Source organism: Clostridium sp. 7_2_43FAA, assembly GCF_000158375.2.
Taxonomy (GTDB): Bacteria; Bacillota; Clostridia; order Clostridiales; family Clostridiaceae; genus Clostridium; species Clostridium tertium.
The window spans coordinates 1,301,893-1,327,851 of sequence record NZ_JH815222.1 but is presented as its reverse complement, the minus strand read 5'-3'; the positions used below and the strand labels follow the sequence as shown (position 1 = coordinate 1,327,851).

The following is a 25,959-nucleotide window of genomic DNA, read 5'->3' as shown; positions in this document are numbered from 1 at the left end:
ATTCATTTAATATGCTATGATATTAAATCACAAAATTCCATTGCAACATTTATATCATTTATATCATAAGTATCCATAATAGTATTTTTATTTAAATATTGAAACTTTAACTTTGGAAGTAATATTACCACTTCATTCCCATCATCACATTTATTATTAACATATACTTTACCATTTTGAAGTTCTAATAAAGATTTAGCTATTGATAAATCTTTAGCATAAGTATTGAAAGGACAACTTTTTGTATCATTATTAAAAACATTAAATATAGAATTATTAAAACCATTTCCTCTATATTTAAACACAATGTTTATATAGTGTTTTCTTTCTAAAACACTTATTAATATCTCAGATTTTTCGAATGACACCATTAATATATTAGAAAGAATACTAAGTATTATTTTCTCAATTAAATTGGGATCACACTTTATAATTAACTCCTCTATTTCTGTATCAAATATTAAGTTTTGATTTTTAATATTTGCATATTTAACAGACCTTGATATTATATCTTCAATTAAGTATACAATATTAAAATTTTTAAAATCTACTTTTAATTCATGTGCATCTATTTTTACAGCATCAATTAAATTATTTATAGTTTTTAAAACCTTCAAACAATTTTTAATTATTACATTTTCATATTTTAAGTAGTACTCCTTTAATTCACTACTTCCTATACTGCTCATTGTATCTATTAGTTGCACACTTGAATAAATTGAGTTTATAGGATCTTTTAAATCATATGATAGTCTTGAAAAAAACTGTTCTTTTATTTTATCATAATATTTTAATTCATTATATCTATCATTTATTTTGGTAACCTTTTTTTCATTTTCTAGATTAATATCCTTTAAAATTGAATTCATTCTCTTTGTTATCATTAACGCTTTTTCATAATTACCACTTTTTTTATAAGTTGCTTTAATTCCATGATAACTTCTTAAAGTGTATTTAATGTTAAACCTATAAGATATTTTTAATGCACCATTATAATACTCTAAAGCTTTTTGGTAATTTTCCTCTAATACACAAATATCTCCTCTTATTATTTCTATCCAATAATCTATATCAGTAAATTTAAAATCCTTATTATATTTATTATAGTTTTCTTCACATTCACTAATTAAATCTTTAATTATTTCCACCTTTTCACTTCCAGAGATTCCCTCAACTAATTCAAGTGCTATTTTTCTACATATCTGTATGTTTATTCTTATTTTAAATTGCTGTTGTCTGCATTTATCTAATTTTTGTACATTTTTATCAAGATATTTAATTAGATTTTCTACATCTTTACCTAGTTTTTTTTCACTTAAATATATTTCTAATATCTCAATAACTAAAATTAATTTTGTCATCATACTTAGATTATCTTTATATTCTTCTATTGTTTTAATAATCATTTCCTTAGCTTCACCTAATCTATTATCAATAGTAAAAATATACTTCAAATAACAAATTCCAAATGCTATTTCATCATACTTATTGTTGAGCTTTGCATATTCTATAGCTTGTATAAACATATCTTTTGCTGAATTATACTCTTTCATAGAAAAATATACTTCTCCAAGACAAACATAAATATTAAATGTTTCTTCCTCTTTTAATAAAGATACCATTTCTCTAGTTTTCTTTAAATATTTTTCTATATATTGGCTTTCTCTTTTTTTTAATGCTTCTATATACATAGCTGATAAATATAGCTGAACTAAATAATAATATGACTTTTCCTCTACAAAAACCTTTTCTGCTAAGTTGAAATACTTCTTTTGAAGATATTTTTCATCAAGCTCTGAATAACATTTAGTCATATATAAATATATTTTTCCTCTCTCATGTGAATTATTTATTTTATTGCTATTTATAGCTCTTTTAAAAAATCTAACTGCCTTATTTTTGTTCTTTTCTAAATAGTAATAAATACCTTTAGCATATTGTATATTTTCATATTTTTTTTCATTTTCTATGTATTTTTGTATTCTGGCCTTAGTTTCATGTAAGTTTTTATTTCCTAATATATTTAAATATCCATGATCTACTTCATTTATTAATTCTGAAAATAATTCCATCATCTCTACTACCCTAATTAACTATATAAATCATAAATATCAGATAATTCTACTGATATTTTTTCAACATTTAGTTTATACCCTTCTTTTTTATAATCAATCCACTCTTCTTCAACAATCTTGTCTTTAGGTAAATTTAATACAAATTCACTTCCATTTTCATATTCAGTATTTAAATATATTTTTCCATTCAATAGGTCTACTAATGATTTTACTAAAGATAATCCTATTCCACTTCCTTCTTTACTTCTATTCAATGATTTATCTACTTGAGTAAACTTATTGAAAATTTTATCTTTCATCTCTTTTGGTATTCCTATGCCTGTATCTCTTACCCGTATTTCAACTTCATTTTCTTTATCATTAACACTAACTATAATCTTACCGTTTTTAGGAGTAAATTTTATTGCATTTGATAATAAGTTTAAAATTATTCTTTCAACCATATATACATCACATTTTATTATAAGTTCTTCTATATTTGTATCAAATATTACCATAATATTTTTTATTTCTACATATGGAGTTATTGAATTAGTAATTTTCTCTACTAACTCAACTATATTTATATTATTAAAATTAGCTTCATAATTACCTTTATTTATTCTACTTGCATCTATAATATTATCTATAAGTTTAAAGCTTCTTAAACAATTTTGCTTTATGTTATTTTTGTATTTTAAATAATATCCCATGAACTCCCTGTCATCTTTATTTTTATATAAATTTAATAGTTGCACTGACGAGTATATTACATTTATAGGAGTCTTGAATTCATGAGAAATACTCGCAAAAAATTCACTTTTAGTTTTTTCTGACTCTTGTAGTACTTCAAGATTTTTATATAACTCTGCATACTTATCTCTATATTTACTATTATCATATGAAATCATTATAGAATTAGCTTTTTCTAAATATTCCATAGCTAATTTATAGTTACCACCTCTTTCATATGTTTTAGATAATCTTTCATAGATTTTATCAATAAATCTATACCCATATTTTCTAGAAAGGTTTATTAAATTATTATAATGATATAATGCCCTTTCATATTCATTTAACTTATAATATATATCACCATATAGCATTTCTATATATAAATCAAAATTGCTAAATCTAAATGAATCTAAATATTTTTCATAAATAGCTTTAGCTTTATCTAATTCATCTAATATATAATTGGGTTTTTCATTTATCTTTATATAGTATCTACATTTAATAAGAATTAAATTAGCTTCAAATTGTTCCCTAATTCTAATTTGCATTTGTTTTATATTTTCTTCAATTAAATGTATCATAGAATTTATCTTGTACATATTTAAATTTAAATCTATATATAACGTAGATAATTCCATATAAACTGTTGTAGTATGCAATAAAGACAAGCTCTTTGTATTATTCTTTATAATTTTATTAAATAACTCTATTGCATCTCTTCTTTTCCCAATATAGCTATATACAAAAGCTATATAATACATTAATAATACTTGAATATCCTTTAAATTATATTTTTTTGCTAATTTATATCCTTTATTATATAATTCTAATCCCAGTTCATTATCGTTTAACTCAATAGAAAATATCGCCCCTATTTTAAGGTACTGTTCAGCTACCCAATCCTCCTTACTATTCTCTAATATATATAAAGCCTTTTTTAATAAATTTATTCCTTCGCTTTTTTTTTCATTTCTAGTAAATTTATTTGCCAGATTAATATATAAATCTACTAAGGATTCGTTCTTTTTTTCTGATATTAATGTCTTTTCTGCTAGCATTAAATGTAATTCATATCCATTCATATCATTTTTATCTAAAAACATTTTTGTCAATTCTGCATATACTTGTCCTAAACATATCTTATTTCCATTGTTGATTATCAATTCTCTCTCTAGATTTTCCATTGCATCGTCTATAATTACTTTATTCATATTAATTAATGCTTTTAAATGATATGTTTGTACTTTCTCTATACTTTTTAATCCATCATCTACTTTTTCCAAAGCATTCACAGCACTTGAGTAAGCCTTATTCATGGTGTCATTATTTCTCTTTATCGCTTCTAAGTCTTTAATCTCTTTTTCTAAAGTTTTCATGCTATCCCCTTAAATCTAAACATAAACCTAAAATGTACTTCATTTAATTAATTATAATTATATAATTAATTATACATTTCGCACTAAATTTTAACAATATATTATTCATTTTCATTCCATATTTATTCAATATTTATAATAATTTCATTTTACTGCTATCTATTCATTAATTTCCAAGCTCTTATCTAAATTAATACTTGCTTATTGAAAAATTATTTCATTTTTCAAAATTGTATCTTGAAATATTAGATCTTGTAGGTTACAATAATATTAACTTGTAAATGTTTCCATTTAATATACTTTTTAATTTAATTTTATTTAGTTCTAAAATTATCTAAATTCATTTAGGAGGGGTATTATGATTAAGAAAAAAGCTTTGACATTATTTTTACTTGCTAGTATATCCAGCCAAGCAATAACTTGGCAAAATTCATTGGCAATAACAAATGAATCACCATTATTCAATTTTAAATCCTATGATTTTAATACAATGGAGGTAACTTATGATGAAACTAAACCTGTATACATGTATAATAATGGGCCTCAAGTAACTATTCCTGATAAATTTATTAATCCCAAAGAACAATTTAGAACAGCTTGGTTATCAACTGTTGTAAATATTGATATTTCTGATGTTACTAGTAATCCAAACCTTTCTGCCGAAGAAGAATTCAAAAATGATCTTTCATCAATTCTTGATAGATTTGAAGAATTAAACTTAAATGCCGTTACTTTTCAAGTAAGTCCAATGCTTGATGCTTGGTATCCATCAGATATAGCACCATGGTCTCAATATCTTCATAAAGGCGGCAATAACTATACTCTACAAGGAAAAGATCCAGGATTTAATGGTTTTGATCCTCTAGAATGGTTGATTTCTGAAACCCATAATAGAGGTATGGAGTTCCATGCTTGGTTTAATCCTTATAGAGTTACTAATACTGTTGATAAAAGACCTGTATCAGAAAAATTAAATGAACTTGCAGAAAACAATTTTGCAAGAAAAAATCCTCATTTAATATACGAATTTCAAAATAAGTTATTTTTAGATCCTGGTAGACCAGAAGTTATTGATTATGTAGTTCAAAGAGTAGAAGAAGTTGCTAATAAGTATAATGTAGATGCAATTCATTTTGATGATTATTTTTATCCATATAAATATAGTGAAAATAATAAAGATATCTACTTTTATACTCAAGATTTAGATAAGCAGACATTTATTGATTACAATAGAGGTTTTGGGGAATACAATATTGAAAATGCTGCTAAATGGAGGGAAAATAATATTGATATTCTTATAAAAGCAATAAAGGATAAAGTTACTGATATAAATATAACTAATAATAGATCTATCCAATTTGGTGTTTCTCCTTTTGGAATATGGGGACATGCCGAAAACTATCTGGAAGGCTCTAATACACCTACAGGATCAACCTCAAGCCTTAGAGATCAGTTTGCTAATACAAGAAAATGGGTAAAGGAAGGTTTAGTTGATTATTTAACTCCTCAAATTTATTGGTCCTTTAACACTGCTGCTGCCCCATATGGCGAATTACTACAATGGTGGGATTCTCAATTTGAAGGAATAAATAACTCTCATCTTTATATTGGCCATCCTAATTATAAATATATAGATGCATCTTGGGATAATAACTTTAAAAATCCATATGAAATAGCTAACCAATTAAGATTTAATCAAAAATTTGAAAATGTTAAAGGAAGTGCATTCTTCTCTTTTGACAAATTACTACCTAAATCAATTGCTACTTCTGGTGATAAGTTTGATATATTGAATCACTCTAATAATATTCTAGAAAAAGACTACTTAAACTTACCTGCTAATGTTCCTGGAAAACCTTGGCTTGATAAATTAGAAACGCTTCCTGTTACTAATGCTAAATATGAGGTTATAGATAATACGATTAGACTAAATTGGGATGATAATAATTCTGATAGCAAATTCTATTGTATATATAGACAAGAAGGTAATTTAGATACAATAGATATTACTAATCCTCAAAATTTAATTTCTAGGAAAGGTATAGAATCAGGAAAAGAGTTTATTGATAGAAATATTGAACCTAATAAGACTTACACCTATGCTATCACTGTAATAGACAATGCATCTGTTGAAAATGAAGCTAAAATATTTAATAAAGAAGTTTTAGATAACGAAAATGCTGCCTTACCTATTATAGATGCAATTAATAAAATTCCATCCTTAGATTCATTAACATTAGATGATGAATTACTTGTTACTTCTGCTAGAGCTTTAGTTTCAGCTTTCAATAATGATTCTTATGTTACTAACTTAGATGTATTAGTTGCTGCTGAAAATAAAATAGCACAACTTAAAGAAGAAAAAGCTAAAGAGGAACAAATAGCAAAAGAAAATGCTGCTATTTCTGCGATAGACAGGCTCCCAGCTTTAGAAAGTATAACTTTAGATGATGAAGCTTCTATTAAAGCTGCTAGAAAATTAGTTACTATTGCAAATAATGATTCAGCAATAACAAACTTAGATAAACTTGTAAAAGCCGAAGCTAAAATAAAAGAATTAAAAGAAAATTCCAATATAAACCCTGGTGAAAATAATAATAATAATAATAATAATAATAATCACAGTAATAATAACAACAATAATAAAGGTGGTAAGCTTCCTGATACTGGCGGAAAAAACTCATCTATATTATTAAGCTTTGCATCAATGCTTACTATAGCTGGAACTACTTTATTTAGGAAAAATAAATAATAAAAACAAATTAATCCTAGCAAGAAAAGAGCTTGTTAGGATTAATTATATATCAACACTTTATTTATTGTTCTTTAAAATTTATTGAATTTGCAGTTAATATATTAATAATTCTATTTTATATGATTTATTGAAATAATGTAAATTTTCCTAATGGGAAAATTATTTCTACACTTGTACCAACTTTTTCTTTTGATTTTAATTTAATTCCTAAGCCTAATTTTTCGCATAGGCTATTACATAAATATAAGCCAATTCCAGTTGACTTTCCATATATCCTACCATTTTCCCCTGTGAATCCTTTTTCAAACACTTTATCTATATCTCTTTGATTTATTCCTACTCCATTATCTTCTATTATTAGTGAATTACTGTTTTCATTAGATTTAGTATATATAGTTATTTTTCCTCTTCCCTTTTGTGAATACTTAATTGAATTTCCTATAATTTGATTAATGATAAAAGTTACCCATTTTATATCACTAAATATCATTATATCTATTTCTTTAAGGTCTAAAGTTATTTTTTTATTTATAAAATCTCTTGAATTATTTCTTATTGCTATTTTAACAGCATCTGATAAATTAAATTCTTTTATAATGTAATCCTTACTCACATCTTCACTTTTTGAATAATATAGCACCTGTTCTATAAATCCTTCTATTTTTTTTATTTCATAAGATATTTTTGATACAATTTCACTTTCACTATTATCCAATATTAATTTAGTGGAAGCAATTGGAGTTTTTATTTCATGAACCCAAGTTTCAATGTACTCTCTATACTCTACTTGTTTTTCTTTATAATATTTAACATTTTCATTCATGTTCTTATTTGTTTCTTTTAAAACTTCATAAACTATTTTTCCTTCTAAAAATTCAGGTTCTTCAATTACTTCAGAAAGTAGGTATTTCTTATCTAAATTTTCCAAAATAGAAATCATATTTTTATAAAAGCTATTTTGTTTAAAGTACTCTATAAAGATATTTATAAATAAAGGAACTATCCAAGTTGAAAATATCAATATAATATACCACTTATTCACATGTGCAACGAATAAAGTAATAGATAAAATAATAAACAAAGAAATATTTATTATTATTCTAGCTCTTCTATCCTTTATATATTCTAATATATTCATGGTATTATATATCCTAATCCTCTTCTAGTTTCTATAATGTTCTTTAATCCTATTTCTTCAATTTTTTTTCTTAATCTAGTTACATTTACCGATAGAGTATTGTCATCTAAAAATAAATCCGATTGCCATAAAGTGTCCATTAACGCATCTCTAGAAACAATTTTACCTTTATTTTTTATTAAATACGTCAAAATTTTCAATTCATTTTTAGTTAACTCTATAGTATTTGATTTATATGATATACTTCCATTTGCAAGGTTTAACTTTAAATCTCCATAATAAATTACTTCATCAGTACTACTTTTCCCATAGCTTCTTTTTAATATTGCTGATACTCTAGCAATTAATGTCTCAGTATTATACGGCTTTGTTATAAAATCATCAGCACCTAAATTGATACTCATAAGTTCATCAACTTGACTATCTCTACTGGTAACCACTATTATAGGAACATCTGATTTTTTTCTAACTTCTCTACAAATATAATATCCATCATAAAGCGGAAGGTTAATATCAAGTAAAATTAGACTTGCATTACTTTTATCAATATATTCAATTATATTTTCAAAAGAGTCTGGAGCCTCGACTTCATAACCATATCTTTCTAGGTATGTCTTAAGCTCTTCTCTGATAGATTCTGAATCTTCAATTATAATGATTTTATACATTTTTACCTCTATACTATTTTTTATTATTTCATATCTTCTAATACGTTTATTATATACCAAAACTTGCTATTTATTATTTAAATCCTAAATATTTTTATTTTACAAACTAAATATTATATTACCTTCAAAAAAATAGCAACCTTATTAGATCGCTATTTTTTATTTATTTTGTTTAACTATGTTTTTATATCCAGCATATGTTGCATAGAAATAGCCTGCATAAACTGTTACTAAAGTAAACAATGTAATAAATGATGATAACCCTATACTTGGCTTATTAAATAACATTATAAAATCATTTATAACTCTAATTCCTACTATTGAGTGTATTATAGCTAAAGCTAGAGGAACAATAAAGTATATTAAAGTTTGCTTAAATATAGTTTTATTTATCATTTTTTTAGATGCTCCAATTCGTTTAAGTGAGCTGTATCTTTCTTTGCTATCAGCTGCTTCTGATAATTGTTGTAATGATAATATTGCAGCACTAGAAATTAAAAATACTATTCCTAAGTATATTACAACAAATAATATTACTGTTGTCATTGTTTTATTTGAAGTATATATTTGATCTCTTGTATAACCAAATATAAAGTCTGTATAATCATTTCTTGTATAGCTTCCACTCATAAAATCAGAAAATAATTTAGCATATTTCTCTTCATATTTACCTTCATCGTAGTTAACATTTAAAATTGATCTTGATGGAGTTAAATTGCCTTCAAAACTATCCGGAATAATAACTGTAAAAACATTTCCTGAAATTAAATCGGTATAAAATGAATCTGTAATTAAGGCTCGATTTGCTATTTTATATTCCTTGCCATTTAAAATTATAGTTTTTTCATTTTTAATAAAATCACTTATTTTTTTAATTTTATTTTCAAAACCTGATGCAATTAAAACTTCATCTTTAGATAGAGTTGTCTCTTTCTCTCCCTTTAGATTCATGATTTTATTATAATCTGATATTTTAATAAATTCAATTTTGTTATCTCCAAATCCCTCTATATCCTCTGGACTTTTCATATAATTTTTAAGAATATCCTTTAGCTTCTCATTTGAAACATATTCAGTATATATGATATATTTCTCATCTTCATCGAATTTAAAATTTAATTTTTCTATATTTTCCTTTATATCCTTTGAATTAGATTTTTCATCAAGATGCATAATTGCAGATGCTGAAAATGGTGTTGAATCTTTCAAACTACTTTCTAAAGCATTTTTAAAACTAAGTCCAGTTGAAAGCGTTGTTATTGTCAAAAATAGCATTAATGAAATTAATGTCATAGATACGAAATTAGTATTAATCTTACTAGCTATTTGCCTTAAAACAAATATATTAAGTTCTTTAAAATAAGTCTTATTATTCTTTTGCACTAAATATATGCTAAATCCACCTAAACTTATAAAGAATAATAATGTTCCTAAAATTCCTAATACTAAAGACATAAGAAACTTACTATCTTCAGGTTTTAATCCTGCCTTGATTACTAAGTAATATGCTAGCGATAAAGTTATTATTGATAAAATAAATATTATAATGTTTATAATTGGATTTTCAAGCTTTATCTTTTCACTTTTTTTTGAAGCTGTTAACATATCAATTAACTTATATTTTGATACAACAAAAGTATTGAAAATCATAACTAATAAAAACATTATTCCAAAATAAATAGTGCTTTTAACAATAGCTTCAGATGATATTATAAATTTATATTCTTTCATTTCAACATCAAATAATTTAGCAGTAAATACTGATAATCCTTGTGAAAAAATCATTCCTAAAACAAGTCCTGCTACTAATGATATTATTCCAATAATTAAAGTTTCACAAAGTAATATTTTAGAGATTTTATTTTTTCCCATTCCTAATGTCATATAAATTCCAAGTTCTTTTTTACGCTTTTTAATTAAAAAATTATTTGCATATATTATTAAACTTCCAAGAATAACTGATACAAAAATTGAAACTCTTCCTATAATTATACTTAACCCACTTATTGTTTCTGACTGACTATTGTTAATTTCGAATATTGCTTTTTGTGATTCTATGGAGTTAAAGCTATAAAAAATACAAACTGCAAATGTTAATGTTAAAAAATATATTGCATAATCCTTTATGCTCTTTTTCACGTTGTTAAATGCTATTTTAGAATACATCTCCTGCATCACCTCCTAAAAGAGTAACTACTTCTATAATTCTATTGAAAAATTCCTTTCTAGAATCTCCTCCCCTTACAAGTTCATTGAATATCTTTCCATCTTTAATAAATAAAATTCTATGTGCATAACTTGCTGTAAATGCATCATGAGTAACCATTAATATAGTGGCTTTTAACTCATTATTAAGAGTTTCAAATGAATCTAAAAGTAATCTTGATGATTTAGAATCTAACGCTCCTGTTGGCTCATCTGCTAATATTAATGATGGATTTGTCACAATTGCCCTTGCAGAAGCAACTCTTTGTTTTTGTCCACCTGACATTTGATATGGATATTTGCTTAGCACTTCTGTAATCCCAAGATTTCTTGCAACATCTTTTATAAGCTCATCAATTTTATTATGACTTCTACCTTGGATAGTTAGTGCTAATGCTATATTTTCATATGCAGTTAATGTATCTAAAAGATTAAAATCTTGAAATATAAACCCTAGTTCATCTCTTCTAAATTTTTCTACTTGTTTTGATTTTAGCTTTGTAATATCTTTATCATTAATTACAATATTTCCTGTAGTTACAGTATCTATTGTTGAAATACAATTAAGAAGTGTTGTTTTACCGCTACCAGATGGTCCCATTATTCCAACAAATTCTCCTTTTTCAACTTTAAAGCTTATATTATCTATTGCTTTCGTTACATTTTCTTTATTTCCATAATACTTTTCTATTTTTTCTACACTTAAAATATTCTTCATATTATCCTCCATCTTATTAACTATTTTAATGTTTAAATACCTAATATTTTTCTTACAATCATATTTTATCCTAATATTAATTAATTACATATTTATGTAACTTTCATTTATCTTTCATTTTTGTAAGATACCTATAGAAAAAAACAATCCTTTATATTTTAAAGGATTGTTTAATATTTATATATTAACTTTTTAAACTTCTTTATTATTATCAATTTTATTTACTTTATCTTGTTTTGTAAATTTTACCATATTAATAATTTTTCTTTTGGCTAATTTAAAAATATCAATATAGTCTTTATCCATTTTAGTTTTAGCTTCATAAATAAATAAAAATACTCCTACAGTTAGTGGTATAATATAATAACTTATGCGATATAAAACTAAAGCTAGTAATGCTTCCTCTTTATTTATTCCTAATGCACTAACCCCAAGTATAAATGATAAGTCAAATCCACCAATTCCTCCTGGCATCATACTAACGATCCCTATAGCTGAAGATACTACGTAAATTGGAAATACTTTTGATAATGGTAATGTATTTCCTAATAACTTTAAAATACTAAATAATAATAAAGCCATTGCTATCCATTCTAAAATTGAAATTATCATTATTTTTATGGTTTTTATAGCATTTTCACGTTTTTCTTTATTTCTACATCTATATACATTATAAATAAAAATTATTGGAGCATATAGTGAAGCTAATCCAATACCTAGTTTTACTAATTCAATCTTATTTAAGCTTGATATGTTTAAAATGGAGTATATCAAGCAAATTGCAGAAAATCCAGTAAAATTTAATAATACTACTTTTGAAACTTCTTTAACTAATTTTGCCTTGTCCTTAATATAAGGTGAATAAAAATGACTTTTTAATGCTATTGCAGCAGTTCCCCCAAATCCTACTATACTCGAAATAGAACTCGCAATCCAAGAAGATTTATAAAGACTCTTGTTATCTAAAGAAATATCACAGGTATCCTTAATTATAAAATCATATAAAGATAATGGTAAATATGATACTAACCCTAAAATTACAATAATACTTAAACTTATAAAAGAAAGCTTGTCTTTATATATGTAAAATGTATGTGTATCAAAATCTGAAAATAGCTTTTTAAACTGAATAAGTATTATTGTCAATATAGTAAGTACAAAAGCTACTTTCATCCATACCTTTACCTTGTCTTCTACTTTAACAAACATATAAATTCTCCCTACAAAATCAATTTATACTATACATAAAAATTTATTTATCTAATCCTTATTAGTATATCTCAATAATGAGGTAAATTCAAAATATTTTTATTAATTACTATAATTTTTAAATAACTATGCTTCAAAATTTGAATTAATATTTAATATGTCTACTTTGAATATATTTTACAAATTAAATTTTTCTTCATCATATCCAGCAAATACTACTAAAGCAACAACAGTTAAAACATCTTTTATTTTTCTCATAAAAAATCATCTCCTAATATCAATTTATAAATTTATTATATTTTTTATTTTTCCTTTGTAGTATTTATATATATTACTTATATCTTTCAATTATGTAACCTTTATTATTTTTTATAAAAAAATCATCTTTTGGGTAAATGATAAATTAATTTATCTTATACTACTCAAAAAGATGACTTTATAGTATTAGTATTTAATTATTTTTCAAATTATTTTTTTGCTTTCTTATAAAAAGTATTTTCTAATGGTAATTTAGTCCTAAACTCACCATCTAACTTGTAGTATGCCCCTTGCATTGCTGGAGCAGCTGGAACAACAACAATTTCTCCAACGCCTTTTGCTCCATATGCTAAGCTAGATTTATTCTTTTCAATTAATATGGTTTCTATTTCTGGAACTCCTGTTGATCTAAATAATCCTAAGGTTCCCAATTTAGCTAATGGAACTCCATTCTTTAATGGATAATCTTCTGTTAAAGCATATCCAAGTCCCATAACCACTCCACCTTCAATTTGACCTTCTACAGCTATAGGATTTACAGCTCTTCCAATATCATGAGCTGCAACTACTTTCATTACCTTACCATTATCATCTAAAACTACTACTTGAGTTGCATATCCATAAGCAACGTGACTTACTGGATTAGGCTTTGTACTCCCCATCGGATCTGTATCTGAAACATATTCCCCATAGAATTCTTCACCCTCAAGCTCCCCCAAAACTTTATCCTTTAAAGCATCTTTTAGTTTCAAAGCTGCTGCTCTTGTTGCTTCTCCTGTAAATACAGTTTGTCTTGAAGCTGTTGTTGTTCCTGAGTTTGGTGTAGTAAAAGTATCTGGATTATCTACTGAAACTTGCTTTGGATCTATTCCTGTAGTTTCACAAAGAATTTGTGTTGCTATTGTACCAACACCTTGTCCAATACAAGCTGCTGAAGTTCTTATAACAGCCTTACCATCCTTAATTACTATTCTACATCTACCTGTATCTGGAATGCCTACACCTAAGCCAGCATTTTTAAATGCACAAGATATACCGACATTTTTATTATTTTCAAAAGCATCTTTTACAGCTTCTAAAGTTTCTACTAATGCAGTTCCTTCATCAGCAATTTGTCCATTAGGTAAAACTTGACCTGGTCTAATTGCATTTTTATACCTAAACTCCCATGGTGAGATTCCTACAAGTTCTGCAAGCTTATTTATGTTACATTCATTTGCAAAAGCTGATTGAGTAACTCCAAATCCTCTAAATGCTCCCGCCGGTGGATTATTAGTATATACAGCAATACCTTCTATTTCCACATCTTGATAATTATAAGGTCCAGCAGCATGAGTACAAGCTCTTTGTAATACAGGTCCCCCTAATGATGCATAAGCTCCAGTATCTGAAATTATTCTTGCCTTCATTCCAGTTAAAATTCCATTTTCATCACAAGCTGTAGTAAATTCCATTTCCATTGCATGTCTCTTTGGATGGATTATTATACTTTCTTTTCTGCTTAATGCAACTTTTACTGGCTTCTTTGTATAGTAAGTTAAAAGTGCCGCATGATGTTGAACACTCATATCTTCCTTACCTCCAAATCCTCCTCCTACAAGCATGCTTTTAATTCTTAATTCACTTGGATCTAAGTTTAGAAGCTTTCCTATTTCACGAAGTTCATCATAAACTCCTTGCCCACCTGTATATACTGTTAGAATTCCATCTTCATAATTAGCAACTGCACATTCTGGTTCTAAAAAAGCATGTTCAGTTGGTGGCGTTCTATACTTTTCTGTTACAACATATTTTGAATTTTTTATAGCCTCATCAGCATCTCCTCTTTTTAGATATTGCCTACTTAATATATTTCCACTTTCATGAACTTTAGGCGCATCATCTTTCATTCCCATTTCTGGATTTATTACAGGTGAAAGTTCTTCGTAATCTACTTCTATAAGATTTAATGCTTCTTTTAATATCTTTTTATCTCTTGCAGCTACTAAAGCAACAGCATCCCCTAAATATCTAGTTTCTTCTCCAATATCTATCATCGCTGGCCAATCTTGGACTAAATGACCTATAAATCTATCCCCTGGTATATCTTTTGCCGTTAAAACAGCATAAACACCATCTAATGCTTTTGCCTTTGATGTATCTATATTTTTAACTAATGCTCTTGGATATTTTGATCTTAATGCAGATCCATAAAGCATTTCATCAAAATATAAATCATCTGCATATTTACCAATTCCTAAAGTCTTAACTTCAGCATCAATTCTAGGTAAATTTTCTCCTACTAATCCTTTACAATATACTTTAGGTACTTCTTCATTATTTCTTAAAAGTTCTGCAACTAAATTAATTGCTTTTATAATTTTTACATATCCAGTGCATCTACATATATTCCCTTTAAGAGCATTTTTTATCTCTTCTTCAGTAGGATTTAAATTTTTATCAAGTAATCCCTTTGCACTTATAACCATTCCTGGAATACAAAATCCACATTGTACTGCTCCACATTTACCAAAGGCATAAGCAAAAACATCTCTTTCTCTTTCACTAATTCCTTCAACTGTGATTACATCTTTATTTTCTAATCTACTTAACTTTTGAATACATGCTCTTTGTGCTATACCATCAATTAATACCATACAAGCACCACAAGCACCTTCTGCACAACCATTTTTTACGGATGTCAATTGTGCTATATCTCTTAAATAATCAAGTAAACCCATATCTTCATTTACTGATACATTTTTACCATTGAGCTTAAAACTATACATTTAATTTGCTCCTCCCAATTATCAAAATAATAATTTTAGTGTTTTATAAATAAAAAATCTTTTTGATAACTTATTATACGTAGTTTTTTAGTTCTTCTTCTTTTAAAGTATTTCCTTCATCAATATAATAAGAATAATCTTTTAAAATTGTTTCAGCAGTAATTTCTAATTTACTCTTTTCTTCTTTTGAATTAACTACATATATATATTCTTTTCCTTCTTCTCGTAATAAGAATTTATCTTCTTCAATTCTTAATAATCCAGTATTCTTCGAATTATTAAATTCTTCTAAATTCTTATAAATAGTTACTTTCTTAAGATAAGGGAATCCGCCCTTTCGGGCAGAACATATGGCAGTTCCCGCATTCATTACACATATTTTCAACGTGAGCTATTTGATAATTAGCTGAAAGTCCTTCAACAGGTACTCTCATATTAGCTCTATTTGGACACACATCAACGCAAATTCCACAATTCTTTAAACAATCAAAAGTTTCTAATTTATCTTCTAAAACTTTACCATTACCTTTGTTTTTATAATTAGAATCATTCTTTGCCTTATCTGCTAATTCATTTAAAGCTTCAATATTTAATCCTTTAGGTGCATGTCCTGCTTTTTTCATTTCATTTAATACAGTAATATTATTTATATATCCTTTTGGTTGCAAAAATAGTGTAGCTATAGTAATAGGTGCAATTCCAGTATTAAATACATCTAACACGTTATTTTTATCTATTCCTCCTGATATGGACATATTTATGTCCTTAAACTCACTAGCAATATTTTTAGCTACATTTATTGCTATTGGATAAAGCGGTTTTCCAGACATATACATAGCATCTCCTGGCATAATATTTCTATTATTAACTACAGGTAATGTATTTGTTAATTTCACTCCAAATGTTACATCATTTTCTTTACCTATTTGCAATAGTTTAGCTATTATTTCTTTAGCCATATCAAATTGTAAATCATGTTCAAAGTCTTCTCTTTTTAACTCGATATCATTGTATCCTAAATCATCTAATATTTTCCTTACAGCATCATATCCTAACAACGTAGAATTACATTTTAATAATGTATTTATCTTTTTATTTGATAATAAGTGAGTTGCTATATCTAAAATTTCACTTGCTTTACATCCATGCATTGTTGAAAGTGTAATTATATTTGTAATCTTTGAACTTATCTTATCTATATCTTCTAATTTAAATCTTTTAAAATTATTTATATTTTTCTTTAATACTTCTATACATTCTTTAAAAGCCTTAGTATCTTTTGATTCTTTAAGATCATCAATAAAGTCAGAAATCTTTTTTGATTGAATTCCTTTAAGATCATATCCTACACTTATATTAAGTATAAAATCTTTTACATCAGATAATCCAAGCTCAATTCCCATTACTTGCAACAATACAGAGGCTTTAATATACTCTTCTTTTGCTTCTTCAACTGTTAATTCTGTAGACCATTCTACATTGTATCCTACATTTTTAACATCAATACAAGGTCTTGCTATCATTTCTTGCATTTCTTTTCCATCTACTATTTGAACAGTCTTAGGTTCAAAATATCTACAACCTGTTAAATAAGCTACTAAAAAGTTTTGAGTTAATTGTGTATGTGGGCCTGCTGCAGGACCTACTGGGAATCTTAAATACTCACCGCAAAAATTCATTTCTATACTATTATCAATATCTCTATAAAAATCCTTTTCTTCTATTCCAAATATTTTTCCTTTTGTATAATAATCTTTAAGAGTTATCTCAAGAATTTTTTCAAAAGACATTACTTTCATTACATCGCTCATAATTGTTCCACCTTTCTTAAAACAAATTTAATATGAATTCCTATCACTATAAATTTTAATTATTAACAAATTTTGATATAAGTTTACTTACTCTATCACTTCTATTAAAGTTAATACGAACTTTTCTATTCCCATATACGTAAAAAACTTATTAAACATATAATTAAGAACTCTTACATTTGATCCCATAACTTTTGAGCTATTTTTCTCGAATCTACAAATATTTTTTCTTCATCTATATTTACTAACTCTCTATTTTTCATAACAATTTTTCCATTTATAATAGTTGTTATTACAGATCTTCCTGTAAATCCAAAAAGCATATGACCATTTATATTACTTGCATTCATAGGAGTTAGAGGATTGTAATCAACTATAATCACATCTCCATAAGCTCCTTCTTTTAATATCCCAAGATCTTTATTAAAAAATCTATTTGTTATATTTCTATTATTTTCAAATAACAGCTTAAATGTTTCATTAAAAGCTACACTTGGATGACATCTATTATGTCGTTGTATTATAGGGAAAACCTTCATTGATTCAAACATATCGCTAGTATATCCATCAGTTCCCATTCCTATATTTATACCTTTATTTATCATTTCTAATACTGGAGAACACCCAACTGCATTTCCCATATTAGACTCTGGATTATTAACTACATTTGTATTAGTATATTTTAACAATTCCATTTCCCTATCATTTATATGGACACAATGAACTGCTAAAGTTTTTTCTCCTAAGATATTAAAATCATGAAGTCTTTCAATGACTCTTTTTCCACTGCTCTTTAAAGACTCATGTAAATCTGATATTCCCTCTGCAGCATGAATATGAAATCCTGAATTTAAGCCTTGAATTTCTTCAGCACATTTTTCTAAAGTTTTATTACTTAATGTAAAAGCCGCATGAAGTCCAAATAGGCCTTTTATCATATCACTTGAATCTTTATTAGCATGCTTAATAAAGTTTACGTTTTCATTTATTCCTTCATCAGTTATTTTATATCCATCTCTGTCTGATACTTCATAGCATAATGAAGTTCTAATTCCAAGTTCCTTAGCTACATCCCCTATAGTAAATAAACTACCTGTTATACTCATAGGACTTGCATGATGATCAAAAACTGTAGTAACACCATTTTTAATACAATCAATATATGTTGTGTAAGCACTATATTTTGTATCTTCAAGTGTCAACTTTTTATCTAGTTTCCACCAAAGTCTTTCTAGTATTTGATTAAAATTTTCTGCTGGTTCTTCTTTTGCATCCATACCTCTAGCAAAGGCACTATATATATGATGATGTGTATTTATTAATCCGGGCATTATAACCTTACCTTTAGCATCAATAAATTCATAATCCTTATATTTAGCTTTTAAAATTTCATAATCTCCAACTTCAATAATTAAATTTTCTTTTATAGCAATAGCTCCATTATTTATAATGGGATTATTAATATCCTGGGTTATAACTATACCATTACCAATTAAAATCATTTATTATCCCTCCAGTATAATATAATTAAAATTATACTTAGCATTATCTATGCCAATTTTATAAAATTATCCTTTTACTTAATTTTATTTTAATTATTTTTATTAAAGTACTTTTTCAGTTTTAAACATTATTTGAATTGATATTCTTATATATATTTAAATTGATACTCTAAAAACAAATAAATATATTATATTAAATGTCTAATATGTCTATTAAAAAGAGTAAACTTGAAATATTATATGATTTTAAAATATAGCAAACCCTTACGACAATACTTTGATTGGAAACACTCTAATAATTAGAAATTATTAATAAGTTATTTATAGTCTTATTTGAATATAATATTAATTTTATTACTACTAAATTTAGGTTTATTATCAATTTAGTAATTGTAATTATCATTTTAAGAATTAAAGATGATAATATGTAAGTTTTTTATTCTATTTCTTTATTTCAATACACTAAAAATTTAAATATATATGCTTAAAATTAAAGAAATAAATAGATAATAAATATACTTTTAATACATTAGATTATAAAAAGGATTTGTAATTTACCTACATATAAGAAAAGCTTTTAAAATGTATACCTTAGTAGTATATATTTTAAAAGCTAATATATTGCCATAATTTAAAACCATTTATTTATATATATTCATTTTATAATATAATTATAATAAAGAATAATATTTCAAGGTGAACTTATGAAATTATGCCCTTATTGCAGTAATAAGCTCAAAAAGATTGATATAATTTTTAATAACTCCTCTAATATAAAATGGTCAAAATATAAGTGATAGCTATTAATTCTTTATAGCTACCACTTAATTTTGAAATTTATTTAATCTTTTAATTTATTATAAATGAAATCTATTTTTTCGCTCATTTCTTTATTTCTCAATTTAATACCTCTAAATTTCTTAATCAATTTATATATTAATATTATAATACCAAATAGTAAAAAGAAATTAATAATAGTTGCTATAATAATTACATAATTTATCTCGATAATCTGCTCATATAATTTCTCCCTTCTTTATAGCACTAGCTCGCTTAACTCGCTAACACTTGTTAAATAATAATTTGAATTTTCTTTCATAAATTCAATTATTTCTGGTATTACATGAGACCAACCAGCACTTGCAAAGTCTACCTTATAAGCTTTTGCCATATCTAATCCTGGCTTCAAGTCATCTACTACTAATATATCTTCTTTATTTAAATTAAATAGCCTCATAGTTTCCTCGATTGGAAAAGGATTTGGCTTTCTCTTACCTTCTTCAATATCCCATCCAAATATTTTATCTGGTACAACTCCACAATTAATCTTATAATCTCTTTCAATTTGTTTGCTTTCTGAATGGGAAGCAACACAAATAATTCCCCCTAAATTCTTAAATTCCTTTATCAATTTTGCAAAACCAGGATAAAAATCTGGAATTTTAGATTTTGTATAGCTAGTCCATACTTTATATTGATATTCTTGCTCTTCTTTACTAAACTTTAATACATCCTTACATAATTCAGAAAATCCAGGACTAAAACAATTATGGACAAACTCTTCTAAAGTTAATAATTTTGTATTAGGTCTTAGTACTTTAAGTGCTTCAATAAATGATGGATAATGTATATTGGAGGTGCTAATAGTAACTGTATCATCGTGATCTAAAATTAAACATTTATATCTCATTAACAAGAACCTTCCTTAAGTGTTATTCATTTGATATTTATTAAATAAAAAACTATTTATAAAATACTATAATTATTTTATATAGAATAACGTATTTTCTTTATAATTAAAAATATAATAAACAGTATAATATGAAATATTTTCAACTTTTTCTATATAAAGTAGCTAAACCTATTCCAAGTTTTTTAGCAGCCTTAGATTTTCCTTTAGTATCATGACCATATTTTTCTAAAGCATAATTTATATATCTTTTTTCTAACTCCTCTAAAGTTATAAAATCTCCATCTACAATTTTGTCTAAATCGGTTTCATTATGTCTATTATAATAATCTACTATATTATCAGGAAGTATGCTGCATGTTATCACATTATCTTCATCTACTAAATTTATCATAAATTCCACAGCATTTTGTAACTCTCTTATATTTCCTTCCCATGGATAGTTTCTTAATTTTTCTATAACATCGTCTTCTATATAAATTTTTTCTAAGCTATAGGTAGCACAATATTTATCTATAAAATTTAGTACTAACTGCTTTATATCTTCTTTTCTTTCTGAAAGATTTGGCAATTCTATTGGTATTACGTTTATTCTATAATAAAGATCTTCTCTAAACTTTTTTTCTTTTATCATTTCTTTAATATCTTTGTTAGTTGCAGCTATTACTCTTATATCCAAATTTATCATTTTATTGGAACCTATTTTGACAAACTTTCTTTCTTGAAGAACTCTAAGAAGCTTTACTTGTAGTGATAAAGGCATATCTCCTATTTCATCTAGAAATATTATTCCTCCATTGGCAAGTTCAAACTTACCTATTCTACCACTATTACTTGCTCCACTAAATGCTCCTTTTGCATAACCAAATAATTCACTTTCAAGTAGTGCCTCTGGTATAGCTGCACAATTTATAGCTATAAACGGCTTATTCCTTCTATTGCTTTGTGAATGTATAGCTCTTGCTATAACTTCCTTACCAGTACCACTTTCTCCTGTTATAAGCACTGATGAAGTTGAATTTGCTATTTTTATAATTTTCCTTTTAATATTTTGCATAGCCTCTGATTCGCCAATTATAGATTCTAATTTTATTTCTCCCCATACATTATTTTTAATTATATTATTACATTTATCTTTTTTACAAATCTTGTTTAATATAATAATATTTTTATAGTTGTATGAATCAAAATCAACTTCTAATAATTCTCCTATACCGTCATAATCAATCCCCTTAGCTTTTATCCCAATTTTATTAGCTTCCGGATATTTCCCTATAGATATTTCTACTTTTTCTAAATCAATACTTTGGATATTTAAGGCTTTTCTTACGTAATTGTTTGCATAAATTACTTTGTCGTTAGAATTTAAAATTATAATCCCATCGCTTATTTTATTAGCTATGTCTTCAATAAACTTTTCTTCCATGCTATCACCTTTTGTATTATATTATTGATTGTCATATCCTCTCACACTATTATGTTACCATTTTTCCCTTGGTCTTACAATTATTATAATCATAAAAAAGAAGCTTAGACTTATAAAATAACCTTATTATAAGCTTATTTTATATCTAATGCTTCATTTTAATTTATTTATTAATTATTCTATTCATATAAATTGTCGGAATCAATGCATACATAGCTGCTGCCTTTACCATTTCACTCTTCCAGGTTCTTTCATTTGGTGCATGAGCTTGATCCTCATGACCTGGGCCAAAACCTATACATGGAATACCATATCGCCCCATTATAGAAACACCATTAGTTGAAAATATCCATTTATCTACAATAGGTTCTACCTTAAATAAACTTCTATATGTTTCCATAAGTGTCTGACATACTTCATGTTCTTCAGGTATAACCCATGTTGGAAAATATGCTTGTGTTTCATAAGAAAGCCCTGTATAGGATTCTCTATTATAATTATACATAGATACTTGTGCTTGTGCCTTTTTTACTGAAGGTAACTCTTTAATTTGATTTATTGCAAATTGATAAGTTTCTCCATCTGTTAATCTTCTATCTATAGAAATACTACATCCATCTGCAACAGCACATCTTGAAGGTGATGAGTAAAATATTTCAGATACAGTTAATGTACCTTTACCAAGAAAATCATTATCCATAAGATCATTATCTAAATTTTTTAATTCATTTAATATTGGAGCCATCTTAAATATTGCATTTTCTCCTCTTTCTGGAGCTGATCCATGGCAACTTATTCCATTAGTACTAACCTTTATTTCAACTCTCCCTCTATGTCCCCTATTTATATTACATGAAGTAGGTTCTGTAATTACTACAAATTCTGGCCTTATATTATCCTCATTAATTATATATTGCCAACAAAGCCCATCACAATCTTCTTCTTGAATCGTACATGTTATAAGTAAAGTATAGTCGTTTTCTAAATTTAAATCTTTAATTATTTTTCCTGCATAAACCATGGCTACTAATCCACCGCCTTGATCACTTGCTCCTCTTCCTAAAATTATCTCTGCATCTTCATCACCTTCGTATGGGTTATAATTCCAAAGGCTTGGATCTCCAACACCTACAGTATCAACATGCCCATCCATAGCTATTAAATGATTTCCTGTTCCAATATAAGCTAAAATATTACCCATTGGATCTATTTCTACTCTATCAAAACCAACCTTTTCCATTTCCTCTTTTATTCTAATTATCTTAAGCTCTTCATTACAACTTTCGCAAGGTATGGCTATTATCTCTCTTAAAAAGTCACTCATATCTTCTTTGTATTTCTCAGCACATTTCATGACCTCTTCAGATATAAACCTATAATCCATCTTGGTTCCCTCCACCTTAATCTCTAAAGATATATATTTATGTATGAAGCATATTTTATGCCAAATATTTCATTAAAATAATAATAATTTATTATAAAATTTCATTATAATAAGTAACCCTTCATATATAAACTCAATAATATTATTTAAGCAGTTATCAAAATAATAATTTCTATCATTTTGATAACTGCTTATTATTCCTCTATATTTGTAATGAATTTTTTATAGTCATCCATAGTATCAATATCTTGAAGAAATAAATCATTATTTATATCTACATATATAACTTTACTATTATTACTTTTTATTACTTCTCGACCTCCAACATCCCCTTTTAATGCCTCTAATTCATCTTTTAAAAATTTAGGAAAAATGACAGGACTCCCTGTTTTGCCTTTTACCCTGGGTATTATTATATTATCTTTAAGTCTTATAGATGCAGTTATTAATTTATTTATAGAACTACTATCTATAAATGGCTGATCTCCACAAAAAAACATAAAGTTTTGATTTGCATTTACCTTTGTTAATCCAACCTTTATAGATTGGCTTTGTCCATAAGTAGCAGATTCATTTTTTATTACCTGTATTTCTTCTCTAATTCCAATCTCAATAACATTGTCTTCTCTTGCAACTAGAATTATATTGGAAATATCACTTTTCTTTATTTCTCTTATAACTTTTTGGAGGATTACTTCTTCTCCAATATTCATTAACAATTTATTTTTCCCCATTCTTCTACTAAACCCAGATGCTAAAATTATTCCATTCATACATCCCCACACCTTTATTCTTAAGTAAGCGCTTCCATCTAATAAATTTATTTAATTTACTTTACAAAGAAATTTTATATATTCATTATATTTTAGCAAATAAATTTTTCACTGCTTTTCTAGCTTCAAAAACAGTTTTTTCTTCATCTATTGTAGTAAGCTTACCATCTTTCACAACTACTTTCCCAGCTATTATAGTATAATCCACAGGTGCTTTGCATCCTACTGTACCTAGTATTGATTTCGGATCATATTCTGCACCTATAAATTCTATCCTATTAGAATTTATCATAAATAAGTCAGCAGCCTTTCCAACTGAAAGTTCTCCTAAATCTTTTCTTCCGAGAACCCTAGCGCTTCCCTTTGTCGCTAATTTTAATATATCATAACCTGTTGGTGCTTTATTACTCCAATTCAATCTATGAAGTAAATAGCAAACTCTAAGTTCTTCTAAAAGGTTTGATCCATCATTACTTGCACTTCCATCGACAGCTAACCCTACTGGAACATCTAAATTTATCATTTCTGGAATTCTTGCTATTCCTGATGATAATTTCATATTAGAAATCGGGCAATGTGCTACACCAGTTTGAGTCTTTGCTAAAACTTTAAGTTCATCTGTATTAAAATGAATTCCATGAGCATACCATACATCATTTCCGATCCAATTAAGAGTTTCCATATATTCAAGAGGTCTCATATTAAATCTTTCAAGAGTATACTTTTCTTCATCCTTTGTTTCTGCTAAATGTGTATGAAGCCTTACATTATATTTTCTAGCTAAAGATGCACTTTCTTTCATAAGTTCAGCTGTAACATTAAATGGAGCGCATGGTGCTAAAGCAACTTGTCTCATAGAAAATTCATTTGCATCATGATATTTTTTTATTATTCTTTCAGAATCATATAAAATCTTATCCATTTTTTGAACAACTGAATCTGGTGGGAGTCCTCCATCTTTCTTGCTTAAATTCATGCTTCCCCTTGAAGCGTGAAACCTAATTCCAAGCTCTTTAGCTGAATTAAATTGTTCATCAATAAGAGTTTCTTCAGCTTTTTCTGGGAAAAGATAATGATGATCAAAACAGGTTGTACAACCGTACTTCATTAATTCTCCCATGCCAACTAAAGAACTGTACCTTACTGATTCAGAAACTACACCTTTCCATATTTCATATAAGGTAGTTAACCAATCAAAAAGCTCCATATTTTGAACTTGTGGTAAATTTCTAGTAAAGGTTTGGAAAAGATGATGATGACTGTTTACAAGTCCTGGATAAACATACATATCCTTTGCATCAATTACCTCATTTGCCTCATATACATCATTTCCTATATATTTTATAACTCCATCTTCAATATATAAATTTACATTTTCAAATAAATTATCTTTCTCGTCACATGTCACTAAAGCTTTTATATTTTTTATAAATAAGGTATTTTTCATAATAACCCCTCCAGGCTTTATAAATTAATTAGCTTTAATTTA

17 protein-coding genes are annotated in these 25,959 nt (G+C 26.3%); 1 reads left to right on the top strand and 16 read right to left on the bottom strand.

Annotation, left to right across the window (positions count from 1 at the left end; genetic code table 11):
• Positions 1-14: 14 nt before the first annotated feature.
• Positions 15-2,075 carry a tetratricopeptide repeat-containing sensor histidine kinase gene (locus CSBG_RS07800; protein WP_008678499.1) on the bottom strand — a complete coding sequence of 687 codons (2,061 nt, stop codon included), beginning with the start codon at positions 2,073-2,075 and terminating at the stop codon, positions 15-17.
• Between the two features lie 14 nt (positions 2,076-2,089).
• Entirely contained in the window at positions 2,090-4,165 is a 2,076-nt protein-coding gene (locus CSBG_RS17700; protein WP_008678498.1) for a tetratricopeptide repeat-containing sensor histidine kinase, read from the bottom strand.
• 358 nt (positions 4,166-4,523) lie between these two features.
• On the opposite strand from CSBG_RS17700, the gene CSBG_RS07790 reads away from it, so the two are divergent.
• Positions 4,524-6,917 (top strand): family 10 glycosylhydrolase, encoded by a 2,394-nt coding sequence (locus tag CSBG_RS07790; RefSeq protein WP_008678496.1) that lies wholly within the window; start codon positions 4,524-4,526, stop codon positions 6,915-6,917.
• 127 nt (positions 6,918-7,044) lie between these two features.
• On the opposite strand, the gene CSBG_RS07785 is transcribed toward CSBG_RS07790, so the two are convergent.
• The 14 genes from CSBG_RS07785 to CSBG_RS07725 form a co-directional block, all read right to left on the bottom strand.
• A complete protein-coding gene (locus tag CSBG_RS07785) occupies positions 7,045-8,058 on the bottom strand; it encodes a sensor histidine kinase (RefSeq protein ID WP_008678495.1) in 1,014 nt (337 codons plus the stop codon).
• Positions 8,055-8,726, bottom strand: a complete 672-nt coding sequence (locus tag CSBG_RS07780) for a response regulator transcription factor (protein WP_008678493.1) — start codon at positions 8,724-8,726, stop codon at positions 8,055-8,057. The genes CSBG_RS07785 and CSBG_RS07780 overlap by 4 nt, the downstream gene beginning before the upstream one ends.
• 159 nt (positions 8,727-8,885) lie before the next feature.
• Positions 8,886-10,892 carry an ABC transporter permease gene (locus tag CSBG_RS07775; RefSeq protein ID WP_008678490.1) on the bottom strand — a complete coding sequence of 669 codons (2,007 nt, stop codon included), beginning with the start codon at positions 10,890-10,892 and terminating at the stop codon, positions 8,886-8,888.
• Positions 10,882-11,649, bottom strand: coding sequence for an ABC transporter ATP-binding protein (locus tag CSBG_RS07770; RefSeq protein WP_008678488.1), 768 nt, complete (start codon positions 11,647-11,649; stop codon positions 10,882-10,884). Before CSBG_RS07770 ends, CSBG_RS07775 begins: the two co-directional genes overlap by 11 nt.
• A 192-nt stretch (positions 11,650-11,841) precedes the next feature.
• Positions 11,842-12,858, bottom strand: coding sequence for a flippase-like domain-containing protein (locus tag CSBG_RS07765; RefSeq protein WP_008678486.1), 1,017 nt, complete (start codon positions 12,856-12,858; stop codon positions 11,842-11,844).
• A 467-nt stretch (positions 12,859-13,325) separates the two neighbouring features.
• The gene (xdh, locus tag CSBG_RS07760) at positions 13,326-15,884 is read right to left on the bottom strand and encodes a selenium-dependent xanthine dehydrogenase (RefSeq protein WP_008678484.1); all 2,559 of its coding nucleotides are present in this window, start codon (positions 15,882-15,884) and stop codon (positions 13,326-13,328) included.
• A 73-nt stretch (positions 15,885-15,957) separates the two neighbouring features.
• Positions 15,958-16,269, bottom strand: coding sequence for a hypothetical protein (locus tag CSBG_RS18705; RefSeq protein WP_242825269.1), 312 nt, complete (start codon positions 16,267-16,269; stop codon positions 15,958-15,960).
• Positions 16,199-17,695 carry a hypothetical protein gene (locus CSBG_RS07755; protein WP_242825268.1) on the bottom strand — a complete coding sequence of 499 codons (1,497 nt, stop codon included), beginning with the start codon at positions 17,693-17,695 and terminating at the stop codon, positions 16,199-16,201. The genes CSBG_RS18705 and CSBG_RS07755 overlap by 71 nt, the downstream gene beginning before the upstream one ends.
• A 173-nt stretch (positions 17,696-17,868) precedes the next feature.
• Positions 17,869-19,197, bottom strand: coding sequence for a putative aminohydrolase SsnA (ssnA, locus tag CSBG_RS07750; protein WP_008678483.1), 1,329 nt, complete (start codon positions 19,195-19,197; stop codon positions 17,869-17,871).
• A 1,036-nt stretch (positions 19,198-20,233) separates the two neighbouring features.
• Complete coding sequence (locus CSBG_RS07745; protein ID WP_008678481.1) at positions 20,234-20,887, bottom strand: HAD hydrolase-like protein; 654 nt, start codon at positions 20,885-20,887, stop codon at positions 20,234-20,236.
• Between the two features lie 142 nt (positions 20,888-21,029).
• Positions 21,030-22,313 carry a sigma 54-interacting transcriptional regulator gene (locus tag CSBG_RS07740; RefSeq protein WP_008678480.1) on the bottom strand — a complete coding sequence of 428 codons (1,284 nt, stop codon included), beginning with the start codon at positions 22,311-22,313 and terminating at the stop codon, positions 21,030-21,032.
• Between the two features lie 163 nt (positions 22,314-22,476).
• Positions 22,477-23,697, bottom strand: a complete 1,221-nt coding sequence (locus tag CSBG_RS07735) for a YgeY family selenium metabolism-linked hydrolase (RefSeq protein ID WP_008678478.1) — start codon at positions 23,695-23,697, stop codon at positions 22,477-22,479.
• A 194-nt stretch (positions 23,698-23,891) separates the two neighbouring features.
• The gene (gene mocA, locus CSBG_RS07730; RefSeq protein ID WP_008678476.1) at positions 23,892-24,470 is read right to left on the bottom strand and encodes a molybdenum cofactor cytidylyltransferase; all 579 of its coding nucleotides are present in this window, start codon (positions 24,468-24,470) and stop codon (positions 23,892-23,894) included.
• Between the two features lie 85 nt (positions 24,471-24,555).
• Positions 24,556-25,917, bottom strand: a complete 1,362-nt coding sequence (locus tag CSBG_RS07725) for an 8-oxoguanine deaminase (RefSeq protein ID WP_008678475.1) — start codon at positions 25,915-25,917, stop codon at positions 24,556-24,558.
• Positions 25,918-25,959 lie beyond the last annotated feature (42 nt).

What these genes read in the sequence shown, in the direction of transcription:
- CSBG_RS07780 (WP_008678493.1), bottom strand. Translation starts at nt 8,726, where the DNA reads ATGTATAAAATCATTATAATTGAAGATTCAGAATCTATCAGAGAAGAG.
- CSBG_RS07735 (WP_008678478.1), bottom strand. Translation starts at nt 23,697, where the DNA reads ATGGATTATAGGTTTATATCTGAAGAGGTCATGAAATGTGCTGAGAAA.
- CSBG_RS07790 (WP_008678496.1), top strand. Translation starts at nt 4,524, where the DNA reads ATGATTAAGAAAAAAGCTTTGACATTATTTTTACTTGCTAGTATATCC.
- CSBG_RS17700 (WP_008678498.1), bottom strand. Translation starts at nt 4,165, where the DNA reads ATGAAAACTTTAGAAAAAGAGATTAAAGACTTAGAAGCGATAAAGAGA.
- ssnA (WP_008678483.1), bottom strand. Translation starts at nt 19,197, where the DNA reads ATGATTTTAATTGGTAATGGTATAGTTATAACCCAGGATATTAATAAT.
- CSBG_RS07740 (WP_008678480.1), bottom strand. Translation starts at nt 22,313, where the DNA reads ATGGAAGAAAAGTTTATTGAAGACATAGCTAATAAAATAAGCGATGGG.
- mocA (WP_008678476.1), bottom strand. Translation starts at nt 24,470, where the DNA reads ATGAATGGAATAATTTTAGCATCTGGGTTTAGTAGAAGAATGGGGAAA.
- xdh (WP_008678484.1), bottom strand. Translation starts at nt 15,884, where the DNA reads ATGTATAGTTTTAAGCTCAATGGTAAAAATGTATCAGTAAATGAAGAT.
- CSBG_RS07785 (WP_008678495.1), bottom strand. Translation starts at nt 8,058, where the DNA reads ATGAATATATTAGAATATATAAAGGATAGAAGAGCTAGAATAATAATA.
- CSBG_RS07765 (WP_008678486.1), bottom strand. Translation starts at nt 12,858, where the DNA reads ATGTTTGTTAAAGTAGAAGACAAGGTAAAGGTATGGATGAAAGTAGCT.
- CSBG_RS07745 (WP_008678481.1), bottom strand. Translation starts at nt 20,887, where the DNA reads ATGAGATATAAATGTTTAATTTTAGATCACGATGATACAGTTACTATT.
- CSBG_RS07725 (WP_008678475.1), bottom strand. Translation starts at nt 25,917, where the DNA reads ATGAAAAATACCTTATTTATAAAAAATATAAAAGCTTTAGTGACATGT.
- CSBG_RS07775 (WP_008678490.1), bottom strand. Translation starts at nt 10,892, where the DNA reads ATGTATTCTAAAATAGCATTTAACAACGTGAAAAAGAGCATAAAGGAT.
- CSBG_RS07800 (WP_008678499.1), bottom strand. Translation starts at nt 2,075, where the DNA reads ATGATGGAATTATTTTCAGAATTAATAAATGAAGTAGATCATGGATAT.
- CSBG_RS07755 (WP_242825268.1), bottom strand. Translation starts at nt 17,695, where the DNA reads ATGAGCGATGTAATGAAAGTAATGTCTTTTGAAAAAATTCTTGAGATA.
- CSBG_RS07770 (WP_008678488.1), bottom strand. Translation starts at nt 11,649, where the DNA reads ATGAAGAATATTTTAAGTGTAGAAAAAATAGAAAAGTATTATGGAAAT.